General features: G+C 73.7%; 7 protein-coding genes and 5 pseudogenes. 7 read left to right on the forward strand and 5 right to left on the reverse strand.

Features of this window, described 5'->3' with window-relative positions:
* Positions 1-107: 107 nt before the first annotated feature.
* A complete protein-coding gene (locus UK82_RS14550; protein ID WP_055407694.1) occupies positions 108-1,529 on the reverse strand; it encodes an MFS transporter in 1,422 nt (473 codons plus the stop codon).
* Positions 1,526-6,274 (reverse strand): ATP-dependent helicase, encoded by a 4,749-nt coding sequence (locus tag UK82_RS14555; RefSeq protein WP_055407696.1) that lies wholly within the window; start codon positions 6,272-6,274, stop codon positions 1,526-1,528. The genes UK82_RS14550 and UK82_RS14555 overlap by 4 nt, the downstream gene beginning before the upstream one ends.
* A gap of 185 nt (positions 6,275-6,459) precedes the next feature.
* Here UK82_RS14555 and UK82_RS14560 point away from each other — a divergent pair, with 185 nt between their 5' ends.
* The 7 genes and pseudogenes from UK82_RS14560 to UK82_RS37800 all read left to right on the forward strand — a co-directional run.
* Positions 6,460-6,654, forward strand: coding sequence for a DUF3046 domain-containing protein (locus UK82_RS14560; RefSeq protein WP_044883859.1), 195 nt, complete (start codon positions 6,460-6,462; stop codon positions 6,652-6,654).
* Between the two features lie 167 nt (positions 6,655-6,821).
* Positions 6,822-6,865: hypothetical protein (locus UK82_RS41500; RefSeq protein WP_255354296.1), on the forward strand; the 44-nt coding region annotated here is incomplete at its 3' end.
* 1 nt (position 6,866) lies between these two features.
* A pseudogene (gene recA / locus UK82_RS14565) lies at positions 6,867-7,639 on the forward strand (recombinase RecA); the annotation flags it as partial.
* A 1-nt stretch (position 7,640) separates the two neighbouring features.
* Positions 7,641-7,862: pseudogene (locus UK82_RS37795) on the forward strand (DNA recombination/repair protein RecA); the annotation flags it as partial.
* Positions 7,863-7,865: 3 nt separating this feature from the next.
* Positions 7,866-8,474, forward strand: a complete 609-nt coding sequence (gene recX / locus UK82_RS14570) for a recombination regulator RecX (protein ID WP_044883783.1) — start codon at positions 7,866-7,868, stop codon at positions 8,472-8,474.
* A gap of 347 nt (positions 8,475-8,821) precedes the next feature.
* Positions 8,822-10,515 (forward strand): Rnase Y domain-containing protein (locus UK82_RS14575; RefSeq protein WP_236705937.1); only part of this gene is annotated, 1,694 nt, incomplete at its 3' end.
* Position 10,516: 1 nt separating this feature from the next.
* A pseudogene (locus UK82_RS37800) lies at positions 10,517-10,993 on the forward strand (HDIG domain-containing metalloprotein); the annotation flags it as partial.
* Between the two features lie 33 nt (positions 10,994-11,026).
* Here UK82_RS37800 and UK82_RS14580 read toward each other — a convergent pair.
* The 3 genes and pseudogenes from UK82_RS14580 to UK82_RS37810 form a co-directional block, all read right to left on the reverse strand.
* Positions 11,027-11,944: an amino acid ABC transporter permease gene (locus tag UK82_RS14580; RefSeq protein WP_055407700.1), complete on the reverse strand. Its 918-nt coding sequence runs from the start codon at positions 11,942-11,944 to the stop codon at positions 11,027-11,029.
* Positions 11,941-12,159: pseudogene (locus UK82_RS37805) on the reverse strand (amino acid ABC transporter permease); the annotation flags it as partial. The gene UK82_RS14580 and the pseudogene UK82_RS37805, both read right to left, overlap by 4 nt.
* A 1-nt stretch (position 12,160) precedes the next feature.
* Positions 12,161-12,588 (reverse strand): annotated as a pseudogene (locus tag UK82_RS37810) (amino acid ABC transporter permease); the annotation flags it as partial.
* Positions 12,589-12,597 lie beyond the last annotated feature (9 nt).

Raw genomic sequence — 12,597 nt, forward strand, 5'->3', positions numbered from 1 at the left:
GCGTGGCCGATGCCTGCGCCGTCCACCTTCCGCCGTTCGACGCCTCACGTCACCTGCCGCTGCAGGTCCGGTCCCGGTCCCGGTCCCGTTCCCGGTCCCGGTCACGGTCACGACTGGGGCGCATCGGCCGGGCGGGGCGAGCGGCGTTGCGGGAGCCGCCGGGCGACCACGAGCGCGCCGAACAGCCCGATGCCGACCGTGAGGCCGAAGGCGACCGCGAGCCCGGTGTCCGGCGCGCCGGTCGTCGCCTGGCTCGCCGCGACCGCCACACCGCTCACTCCGGCGCCGAACGCGGTGCCCAGGTTGTCGCTGAGTGCCACCGCGGTGCTGGCCACCCCGTGCCGGTCGGGCGGCGTCTCGCCGAGGACCAGCGTGACGATCGTCGAGTACGACAGACCGATTCCCACCCCGGCGACTCCCCAGCAGGCGATCGGGACGGCCAACGGCACGCTCGCGGGCAGCAGCACGGTGGCGAACCCGCCCGTGCCGAGGGCGACCAGTCCGAGTCCCGTCCCGATGAGCTCGCGGTACGACCGGCGCTCGGCGAGTCGGGCCTGCGTCCAGGAGCCCGCCGTCCAGCACAGAGTCGCCGTGGACACCGCGAGTCCCGCCGTGGTGGTCGACGCGTGCCGCACCGCGGTGATCGACAATGGCACGAAGGTGTCCGCGCCGAAGAAGGCCCAGGTCAGTAAGCCCCGGGCGGCCACGGCGGCGGGGACACCGGGACGCAGGCGTAGGGTGCCGGCCGGCAGCAGCCGGCGCAGCGGGCCGAGACCGCAGGCGACGCCGGCGGCGATCAGTGACAGGCCGGGCGGCGAGCGGTTCGTCAGCCCGGCCAGGACGAGGCCCGCGCCGCCGCTGATCCGCGCCGCCGCGACGATCGGGATCCGGACGTGCCCGCCAGCCGGCCGTCCCGGTAGCGCGCGCAGCGCCCGGAAGGGGATGCCCCCCGCGGCGACGGTCAGCGGCAGCAGCCCGCCGAAGACCCAGCGCCAGCCGGCGTGGGCGGCGATCAGGCCGGCCAGCGCCGGCCCGCCGAGGCCCGGCACCACCCAGGCGGTGGAGAGCACCGCAAACACCCGGGGGCGCAGCTCGGCGGGGTAGACGCGGCCGATCATGGCGTAGGCGATCGCCGGGATCGCCCCGCCGCCGAGGCCCTGCAACCCCCGGCCGACGACGAGCACGCCCATCGTCGGCGCCAGGGCGGCGAGCAGCAGCCCGGCGCAGAAGAACAGCAGCCCGACGGCGAACGGGCGGGCCGGCCCGGCCCGGTCGGCGCCGGCGCCGGCCAGCACGATGCCGACCGTCGTGCCGAGGAAGAACGCACTGGTCGCCCAGCCGTACAGGCCGACGCCGTCGAGATCGGCGGCCACGTCCGGTAGCACCGTGACCACGGCGAGGGCCTCGAACGCGACCAGCGTGATGATCGTGACGAGACCGACGGTCAGCGCCCTGATCCGTCGGTCCCACAGGGACCGCACCGCCGGCCCGCGACCGCCTTCTTCGCGTGCCCCGACCTGGTCGGTCAAGCCCGCAGCCGCAGGCCGCGCGGCGTCGGATGGAAGCCGGCGCGTTCGAGGGCGGCGCCGAGGCCACTCGCGGCGATCGGCTCCCCGTCGGCCTTCTCCACGGTCAGCCGGCCGAGTGATCCGTCCGTGACGGCGCGGGCCAGGGCGTCCACGGCGGTCCCGGTGAGGCGTTCGTCCGCCGTCCACGACAGCAGTGACCGCCCGCCCCGCTCCACGTAGAGGACGAGTTCGCCGTCGACGAGGACGACCAGCGCTCCTGCCTTACGGCCGGGTCGGTGCCCGGCCGCCGCGTCCACCCCCGGTCCCGGCCGGTCCGGCCACGCCAGTGCGGCACCGAAGGGGTTGGCCGGATCGGTGGCCGCGAGAACCACGGCCGCGGGCCCTGCACCGGCCCGGCCCACCGCGGAGGCGGGCCGGCGGGGATCCGCCTGCGCCCACGGCCCGCCGTCATCCGCCGAGGTGCCCAGGTCGGATCCGATCGGAGGCGGCGCCCAGGAGGGGGCCTGGGCCGCGTCGCGCTGCGCTGCGGCGATCGCCCGTAGCCGATCGACCGCGCCGGGCACGGCGAACTGGGCGGCGCCCAGCGACTCGACGAAGTAGCCGCGCCGGGCCCGGCCCGCGTCCTCGAACGCGCTGAGCACCCGGTAGACCGCGGCGAAACCGCCGGGCGGGCGCTCGCTGGTCACCGCCCCCCGGGTGACGATGCCGTGCCGGTCGAGCAGCGCCTCCGCGAGCGCGTGGCCACGGCGGGTCGGGTCCTCGTCGCGCTCGGGTAGCAGCGACCACCGGCCGGCCGCGGTGGGGGGGCCGGTCCGCCGCGGCAGCATCGGCCGACCGTAGCGGGACTGCCGCGGCCGCGGGGCCCGTCGCCCCGCCCCGGGTCCGGCGGTCCCGCCGGTGGCACTCAGGGCGACGCGCAGCGGCGCGAGAGTGTCGTTGGTGATCAGGCCCGCCCAGACGAGATCCCACAGGGCCGCGGTCAGGGCGGTGTCGTCGAGCGAGCCGACCCGATCCGACAGGGCCCGGAAGAACAGCGCCGCGCCGTCCGCGAGGGCGTCGAGGACCGCGGCATGCGGCTGCCCGGCGGCGGCGTCGAGGTCGGCCGCGGGCAGCAGGAGGGCGGCGGCATCGGCGGTTACCAGCGTCAGCCAGCCGTCGCCGCCGGGCAGGCCGCCGGCACCCGCCCAGTGGACCTCGCCGGCGGAGCACAGTTCGTCCAGCATCGCGGGGGAGTAGTCGGTGACCCGGGCTGGCAGGACGAGCTGCTCCCAGGCGCTCGCCGGGATCAGGACGCCCTGCAGTTGTTCGACGGCCCGCAGCACGCCGTCGACCCCCCGGCCCCGACCGCTGGTCACCCCCTGCCAGGTGGGTAGGAAGGCGCCGAATGCTCGGGTCGGCACGGCCTCGACCTCGCGGCGCAGCGCGGCGAGACTGCGCCGGCGCAGCGCGCGCAGCACCCCGGCGTCGCACCACTGCATGCCCGTGCGCTCGGGATGCAGCTCGCCGCGCACCAGCCGGCCCTCGGCCGTCATGGTCTCGAGCACCCCGACGACGACCGCCGTGCCCAGTCCCAGACGCCGCGCCGGTTCCTCGGCATCGAACGGACCGTGGGTGCGGGCGTACCGGGAGATCAGATCGCCCAGCGGGTCGCGCGCCGGCTGGGTGAACGCCTCGGGCACCCCCACCGGCAGGGGGACGCCGAGGGCGTCGCGCAGCCGGCCCGCGTCCTCGACCGGCACCCAACGTTCCTCACCGGCGATGCGTACCCGCAGGATCCTGCGATCGTGCTCCAGCTCGGCCAGCCAGGCCGGGGTGGCGCCCCGGTCGATGGCCTCCTGCATGGTCAGGTCGCCGACGATGCGCAGCAGGTCGGCGACCCCCTCGGCGTCGCGGGCGCGCCGCTCGGGAGCGAGCCGGGTGAGTTCGGCGGTCACCTGGGCGAGCGCGGCGGGATCGATCAGCTCCCGCAGGTCGGCCTCGCCGAGCAGCTCGGCGAGCAGCGAGCTGTCCAGCGACAGCACCTGGGCGCGGCGTTCGGCCAGTGGTGCGTCGCCGTCGTACAGGAACGCGGCGACGTAGCCGAACAGCAGCGACGAGGCAAACGGCGACGGGGACGCCGTCTCCACCTCGACCACCCGCAGCGATCTGGCTGCCACCGCACGCATGAGCCCGACCAGCGCCGGGGTGTCGAACACGTCCTGCAGGCATTCCCGCATCGTCTCCAGCACGATCGGGAAGTCGCTGAACGTGGCGGCGACGGTGAGGAGCTGAGCGCTGCGCTGGCGCTGCTGCCACAGCGGGGTCCGCCGCCCGGGGGTGCGCCGCGGCAGCAGCAGGGCCCGCCCGGCGCACTCCCGGAACCGGCTGGCGAACAGGGCGCTGCCGCCGATCTCCGCCCGCACGATCGCGTCGATCTCGTCCGGATCGAACAGCGCGAGATCCGCGCCCGGCACCTCCGCCGCGTCCGGGATCCGGGCGACGATGCCGTCGTCGGTGTGCATGATCTGCACCTCGGTGCCGTACCGCTCCCGCAGCCGGGCCCCGAGCGCCAGGGCCCAGGGCGCGTTGACCGGGGCGCCGAACGGCGAGTGCACGGCGAGGCGCCAGTCGCCGATCTCGTCCCGGAACCGCTCGACGACGATCGTGCGATCGTCTCCCAGGTGCCCGACGGCGGCCCGCTGCTCGTCGAGGTAACGCAGCAGGTTCGCGGTGGCCCAGTCGTCCAGCCCGGCGGCCCGCACCCGCTCGGCCGCGGCCGGCGCCGGCAGCCGGCCGACCTCGCGCAGGAAGGCGCCGAGCGCGCGACCGAGCTCGGCGGGCCGACCGGGGGCGTCGCCGTGCCAGAAGGGCAGCCGGCCGGGGCGGCCCGGCGCCGGGGTGACCAGCACCCGGTCCGCGGTGATCTGCTCGATCCGCCAGCTTGACGAGCCGAGCAGCACGACGTCACCGACCCGCGACTCGTAGACCATCTCCTCGTCGAGCTCGCCGACCCGGCTGGCCTTCTCCCCGACCAGGAACACACCGAACATGCCCCGGTCGGGGATCGTTCCGCCGCTGGTCACCGCAAGCCGCTGCGCGCCGGGCCGGCCACGCAGGATGCCGGTGGTTCGGTCCCAGGTGATGCGGGGACGCAACTCGGCGAAGGCATCGGAGGGGTAGCGCCCGGCGAGCATGTCGAGCACGGCCTCCAGGACCGAGGCCGGCAGGGACGTGAAGGACGCGGCCCGCCGGGCCAGCGCGCCGAGATCGTCGACGGACCAGTCGTCCATCGCCGTCATCGCCACGATCTGCTGGGCGAGCACGTCCAGCGGGTTACGCGGAGCGTGGACCTCCTCGATCGCCCCCGCCCGCATCCGCTCGGCGACCACGGCGCTCTCGAGCAGGTCCCCGCGATGCTGCGGCAGGACCACGCCGAGGCTCGTGGCGTCGACCTGGTGACCGGCGCGGCCGACGCGCTGCATGCCGGCGGCGACGCTGGGTGGCGAGCCGATCTGGACGACGAGGTCGACCGCGCCCATGTCGATTCCCAGTTCCAGGCTGGAGGTCGCCACGACCGCCGGCAGCCGCCCGGCCTTGAGATCATCCTCGATGAGCAACCGCTGCTCCCGGCTGACACTGCCGTGGTGTGCCCGCGCGACCTCCGGCCACCCGGCGGTGCCGCCGCCCTGGCCAGCCGCGCCCATCATCGCGGCCGGGGCCACGCGCGCCGGGGTTGCCCCGGTGCCGTCGAGCCCGGCCGCGACCGGGCTCGACTCCGGCCCCCCGGCCGCGGCTGCGGCCTCGACCAACCGGTCGGCGTAGAGCTCGTTCAGCCGGGCGCACAGCCGCTCGGCGAGCCGCCGCGAGTTGGCGAACACGATCGTCGACGAGTGCGCCAGCACCAGGTCGAGCACGCGTTCCTCGACCGCCGGCCAGATCGACGCCCGTGGCGGGGCGGCCGCGGCGGAACCGTCCGACGGCGCGTCGACGAGCGGCTCGCCCAAGTGGGTCATGTCCGCCACGGGGACCACGACCTCGATCTCGAGGGTCTTCGCCGCCGGCGGCCGGACCACCGTCACCGGGGCCGCCCCGCCGAGGAAGCGCGCGACCTCCTCGACCGGGCGCACCGTGGCCGACAGGCCGATCCGCTGCGCCGGCGTCTCCAGCAGCGCGTCGAGGCGCTCCAGGCTGAGCGCTAGGTGGGCGCCGCGCTTGGTGCCGGCCACCGCGTGCACCTCGTCGACGATCACCGTGCGGACTCCGCGCAGCGCCTCGCGGGCCGCGCTGGTCAGCATGAGGAACAACGACTCCGGCGTGGTGATCAGGATGTCGGGCGGACGGGTCCCGAAGCTGCGCCGCTGGGCGGCCGGAGTATCGCCCGAACGGACGCCCACGATGATGTCGGGCTGGGGCAGGCCAAGGCGTTGAGCGGCGCCCCGGATCCCCGCCAGCGGGGCGCGCAGGTTGCGTTCCACATCGATGCCGAGCGCCTTGAGCGGGCTGATGTAGAGCACCCGGCACCGGCGCGTCGGCTCGGGCGGCGGCTGCGAACGGGCAAGTGTGTCCAGGGACCACAGGAACGCGGCGAGCGTCTTTCCGGAGCCCGTCGGGGCGACGACCAGCGCGTTGCCGCCCCCGCGGATCGCCCCCCACGCACCGTGCTGGGCGGGCGTCGGGGCGGCGAAGGCCGCGCCGAACCAGCTCCGCGTCGACGCGGAGAACGGCGCGAGCGGATCCGGCTGGTCGGTGGAGCTGCGGCTGGGCACGTCGTCCAGTCTGCGACGCGGTACCGACAGATTCCGGCGTCCGCGGTCCGTCGGGCTCGGTGGTCCAGCCGGGCCGGCCCGGCTGCGCCGGGTGCGTTCGGGTCCGGCGGATGCCCGCCGAGGCGTGGACCGATCGCCGCGGCGGCGGTTGACCCGGTCCTTTCCGGGCGGTGCACACTGGTGAGGTGCGGCTGACCGAGTTCTGGGCGAAGATGGACACACGGTTCGGTTCGGCCTACGCGGAGTCGTTTGCCCGCGATCATGTGCTCGCGGGGCTCGGCGGCGCGACGGTGGAGGCCGCCCTGGCCCGCGGTGACGACGCCAAGACCGTGTGGCGGGCCGTGTGCGACGCGTTCGACGTGCCCGCTCGGGAGCGTTGAGCGGGCGGATCGGCGTGTCGCCGATCCGTCGAACGCTTGTTCGGCTAGAGTTATCCCCATGCGGGCACTTATCCACAGATCACCCCCGGCCCTCGAAACTGTCGGACCCACGGCCTAACGTCACCCCCGTGGCCAAGAATCGACGACCTCAGCATGGAGTAACTCCAATGGCGGCAGGACTCGACCGTGACAAGGCGCTGGACAATGCCCTNGCGCAGATCGACAAGGCGTTCGGCAAGGGATCAGTCATGCGATTGGGGGACGACACCCGGCCGCCGATCCAGGCCATCCCCACGGGCTCGATCGCGCTGGATGTCGCGCTCGGTATCGGCGGCCTTCCGAAGGGCCGCGTCATCGAGATCTACGGCCCGGAGTCGTCCGGGAAGACGACCGTCGCCCTGCACGCCGTGGCGAACGCGCAGGCGGCCGGCGGCATCGCGGCGTTCATCGACGCCGAGCACGCCCTCGACCCGGAGTACGCGGGGAAGCTCGGTGTCGACATCGACAACCTGCTGGTCTCCCAGCCGGACACCGGTGAGCAGGCACTCGAGATCGCGGACATGCTCGTGCGGTCCGGTGCGCTGGACATCATCGTCATCGACTCGGTGGCGGCGCTGGTCCCGCGGGCCGAGATCGAGGGTGAGATGGGCGACAGCCACGTCGGCCTCCAGGCCCGGCTGATGTCGCAGGCCCTGCGCAAGATGACGGCCGCGCTGGCGAACTCCGGCACGACCGCGATTTTCATCAACCAGCTCCGCGAGAAGATCGGCGTCATGTTCGGTTCGCCGGAGACCACGACCGGTGGAAAGGCGCTGAAATTCTACGCGTCGGTGCGCCTCGATGTCCGCCGTATCGAGACGCTCAAGGACGGCACGGAGGCCGTGGGTAACCGCACGCGGGTCAAAGTGGTGAAGAACAAGGTCGCCCCACCGTTCCGGACCGCCGAATTCGACATCGTCTACGGCGGTGGTATCAGCCGCGAGGGNTCCCTCATCGACATGGGCGTCGAACACGGCATCATCCGCAAGTCCGGTGCCTGGTACACCTACGACGGCGACCAGCTCGGCCAGGGCAAGGAGAACGCCCGGTCGTTCCTGCGGGACAATCCCGACCTGGCCAACGAGATCGAGAAGAAGATCAAGGAAAAGCTCGGCATCCTGCCCAGCGTCGAATCCGACGTTGTGGCACCGGTCCCCGTCGACCTCTAACCGATGGTGGGAGCCGGTCGGCGCGATGCCGAACGCCGTCTGACCGCCGGCACCGACGCCGCAGGCGATCCCGGTGCCGGTCGGCCGACGGATCCGGTCGTCGTCGCGCGGGAGATCTGCCTGCGCCTGCTGGCGACGCGGGCGCGCAGCAGGGCCGAACTGGCCACGACCCTGCGCCGCCGAGGCGTGGCCGACGACGTCGTCGCGACGGTCCTCGACCGACTGGCCGCGGTCGGGCTCGTCGACGACGGTGCCTTCGCCGCCGCCTTCGTGTCCTCGGCGCGAACCCACCGCGGGCTCGGTCGGCAGGCGCTCGCCGCGGAACTGCGCCGGCGAGGGGTCCAGCCGGACGTGGTCGAGGCGGCCACGTCCGTTCTCGCCGCGGAGGACGAGGAGGAGACGGCCCGAGACCTCGTGCGGCGCCGGCTGCGATCGATGGACCGATTGCCCGAGCAGGCGCGGGCGCGACGGCTGCTGGCCATGCTCATGCGGCGGGGCTATCCGGCCGAGCTCGCGATCCGGGTCGTGCAGGAGCAGGTCGGCGCCGGTGCCGACGAGGGCGAGCCGCCGCCGACGACGTGGGACGACGGCGACCTCGACCCCTCCGCCTGAGCGCTAGCGGGAATTCCGCCGATTGTCAATGTGACGAATTTCTTGACCGGAGAATGTGACCCGACTTATTCTCCCAGAAAGGTGACAGGATCCCCCGCGGGGACGCGGTGACGATAGCTCGTTCAACTTCACAAGGAGGCAGCCGCCGCGAGCGGGTGTCCGAGTCGCTATGCCGGGTGGGCCATCACTGTTGATGGTCTGCTCCAGCGTGCCGTCGTGGGCTCCTTATCGTAATGGTGGAGTCCGCGTGCTGCCCCTCCACGGCTGTGATCGCGCCGGGTCGTGGGTCCTTCGCCGCTCCGATCCAGCCCGCCTGGGCGGGTCCGACGATAGCGGAGGGAGCAGCGGTGGACGGCGTTCTCGTCATCCTCTTGTCACTCGTTCTCGTCGTGCTCGCCGCGCTTATCCTCGCCGTGGCGTGGCTGGTGCGCACGGCGCGGGGGGATCGGCATTACGGCGCCGCGATACGCGCAGCCCGGAGCTCCTCGGGTATCGCGGCCTCGGCCGACGCGCTTCCGCTCGACGACGACTCCGAACCCGCGGTGCGGGTGCTGCCCCCCGTCCGGTCCGCGGCCGGTGGCGACCAGCAGGCGCATGACGCTCCCGCTGCGGCCGGCGGTGAGTCAGCGGCCGCACCGGACGCCGGCGCCGACCCCCCAGCCCCCCGGACGCCACGCCACGATGCGGCACCCGCGTCGGGGCCCGGGGCAACGGGCGGTGGCGCGCCCGCGCCGGCCACCGGATCGCCCGCCGACGCGGATGCGGGCCGGATCGCCGAGACGGTCGTCACCGGGGCGACCAGGCAGGATGCCTCGACGGAGGTGGCATCGGTCGATGGGCCGTCGCGGGAGCCGGCGTCGCGGGAGCCGGCGGCCGTGTCGGCGGTGTCAGCGGTGTCGGCGGAGTTGTCGGGGTCGGTGCGGCGGGCGGCCGAGCGGGAGGCGGCGCAGATTGTCGCGCGCGCGGAACGTGAGGCCGCGGAGCGGCTCGCCCGGGTCGAGCGGGAGGCCGCGGAAATCCGCCGACGTGGCGAGGACGAGGTCGCCTCGCTGCGCAACCAGGCCCGCGCCGAGGCCGCAGCCGATGCCTCCCGCGCGGAGGCCGCGGTGCGCGACGCGGCCCGTGTCGAGCTGGAGGCCGCCCGGGCCGAGATCGCCTCGGCCCGGACCTCCTTCGAGGACGAACTACGAGTCCGGCGGGCCGAGCTGCGCGGCCGGGAGGAGGCGCTCGCGGCCCGGGAACAGCGGGTCGAAGAGCGCACCGCCGGTCTGGACGAACACGCCAGCCGGGTCGCCGGGCGTGAGCAGGATCTGCTCGACCGGGAGGACGAGCTGGCCCGCAGGACGGCCGAGGCGGCGGATGTCGAGGCCGCCCGGCAGGCGGCGCTGGAGCGGATCGCCGAGCTGACCGCCGCCCAGGCCCGGGCGGAGCTGGTCTCGACCATCGAGCACGAGGCCCGCCGCGAGGCCGCCCTGCTGGTCCGTGAGATCGAGTCGCGGGCCGAGGAGGAGGGAGAGGAGCGAGCCCGCCGGATCGTGACCACGGCCATCCAGCGGGTCGCCTCCGAGCAGACCACCGAGTCGGTCGTGACCGTGCTGCACCTGCCGGGCGACGAGATGAAGGGCCGGATCATCGGCCGCGAGGGGCGCAACATCCGGACCTTCGAGTCCGTCACCGGGGTGAACGTGCTGATCGACGACACCCCGGAGGCGGTCCTGCTGAGCTGCTTCGACCCGGTGCGCCGGGAGATCGGCCGGATCACGCTGGCGGCGCTGGTGTCCGACGGGCGCATCCACCCGCATCGCATCGAGGAGGAGTACGCGCGGGCCCAGGTGGAGGTCGAGGAGCGCTGCGTGCGGGCCGGCGAGGACGCGCTGCTCGAGACCGGGATCTCCGAGATGCACCCCGAGCTGATCACTCTGCTCGGGCGGCTGCGTTACCGCACCAGCTACGGCCAGAACGTGCTCGCACACCTCATCGAGAGCGCTCACCTCGCCGGAATCATGGCAGCGGAGCTGCGGATGGCGCTGCCCCTGGCGAANCGCGCGGCCCTGCTGCACGACCTCGGCAAGGCGCTGACGCATGAGGTCGAGGGTTCCCACGCGCTCATCGGCGCGGACGTGGCGCGCCGCTACGGGGAGACCGAGGAGGTCGTGCACGCGATCGAGGCGCACCACAACGAGGTCGCGCCCCGCTCCCTGTGCGCCGTGCTGACCCAGGCGGCCGACCAGATCTCCGGCGGCCGACCGGGGGCGCGCCGCGACAGCCTCGAGTCGTACGTGAAGCGGCTCGAACGGATCGAGCAGATCGCCGGTGATCGCCCGGGGGTCGACCGGGTGTTCGCGATGCAGGCGGGCCGGGAGGTGCGGGTCATGGTCGTCCCCGAGGAGGTCGACGACGTCGCCGCCCACCTGCTCGCCCGCGACGTAGCCCGGCAGATCGAGGACGAACTCACCTATCCGGGCCAGATCCGGGTGACCGTGGTCCGCGAGACCCGGGCGGTGGACACGGCCCGCTGACCAGGCGGCCGGCCGGTTCAGGTCCGGGGCGGTTCAGGTCCGGGTACCGCCCGGCCCACCCTGCTCGGGCACCGCTGCCGCCGGCCGGGCGCCCGTGGCCACCGCGCCGTCCACCGGCAGCTCCGCGTGCCCCCCGCCGAGCCGGCGGTTCTGCCGGCGGTCGAGCCATCGGGCCAGTGCCGACAGCAGGTTGTTGGTCACGATGTAGATCACGGCGATCACCGTGTAGATCGGCAGGGCATACCGACTGCCGAGGAACTCCACGGCGCCGCGCCCGGAGCGCAGCAGCTCGCTGTAGGCGATGACGAAACCGAGCGAGGTGTCCTTGAGCAGGGTCACCAACTGGCTGATCAGCGTCGGGCTCATCCGCCGGACCGCCTGCGGGAACTGGATGAGTCGGAAGATCTGCACCGGCCGCAGCCCGAGCGCGGCGGCGGCCTCGGTCTGCCCCCGGTCGATCGAGGCGATTCCCGCCCGGAAGATCTCGCTGATCACCGCCCCGTTGTAGGCGGTCAGGCCGAGCACCAGGGCCCAGAAGGCCGACAGCTTCCAGCCGAGCGCCGGCAGCCCCAGGTAGGCGAATAGGATGAGCATGAGCACCGGCAGGCTGCGAAACAGCTCGACCACGGCGACGGCGGGGATGCGCACGGCCCGGTGCCGCGACATCCGGGCCATCGCCAGCGCGACGCCGAGGATCACGGCGAGGACCATCGCCGTCAGTGCCGCGCGCAGCGTGTCGAGCAGGCCGTTCCACAGCAGGGTCCGCAGGTCGGGCTGGTCGACGAACACGCTCCACAGCTCGCCGTCGAGCTGACCCTTGCTCGCCAGCCGCAGCAGGGCCAGCGTGACCAGACCGGCGATGACGACGAGCGCGATGATGCTGGAGATCAGGATGCGTCGCCGACCCCGGGGGCCGGGCGGATCCGCCAGGACGATCGGCGTGCCGCTCATCGTGCCCTCGCCACCCGTCGTTCGGTCAGGGCCAGCGCGCCCGCCAGCGCCAGGGTGAGGATCAGGTAGGCGACCACGCCGCCGAGCAGCACGGCGATGACCGAGTCCGGGTTGGCCGTCGTCAGCCGCTGCACCACCCCGGTCAGCTCCTGCACGCCGAACGCCGCGGCGATCGAGGTGTTGCGGATCAGGGCGCTGATCACGCTGCCGAGTGGNTGGAGCACGTTGCGGAACGCCTGCGGCAGCACGATCATCCGCAGCGTCTGGGTGAAGGTCAGACCGATCGCGCGGGCGGCCTCGGCCTGTCCCAGGTCGACTCCGTTGATGCCCGAGCGGACCGCCTCGCAGACCAGCGCCGCGTGGTAGATCGACAGGGCGACCACCGCGAAGGTGAAGTAGGAGAACACGATGTCGACCTGCGGCAGGACGAACACGACGAAGAAGAACACCACCGTCAGCGGGGTGTTGCGGACGATCTCCACGTAGGCGGTGCCGAACCAGCGCAGCGGGGGCACCGGGGAGACCCGCATCGCCGCGAGCGCGGTGCCGAGGATCAGCGCCGCGATCGCCGCGAACAGGCTCAGGCCCACCGTGCGGCGGAACCCCTCGGCGAAGATGTCGAGGTTGTCGAAGACGGCGTCGATCGCGATGCT

The sequence above is a fragment of the Frankia sp. ACN1ag genome (assembly GCF_001414035.1).
In the GTDB taxonomy this organism is placed as follows: Bacteria; Actinomycetota; Actinomycetes; order Frankiales; family Frankiaceae; genus Frankia; species Frankia torreyi.

Coding starts and splice junctions, on each gene's coding strand:
- recX (WP_044883783.1), top strand. CDS start 7,866: ATGGTGGGAGCCGGTCGGCGCGATGCCGAACGCCGTCTGACCGCCGGC.
- UK82_RS14580 (WP_055407700.1), bottom strand. CDS start 11,944: ATGAGCGGCACGCCGATCGTCCTGGCGGATCCGCCCGGCCCCCGGGGT.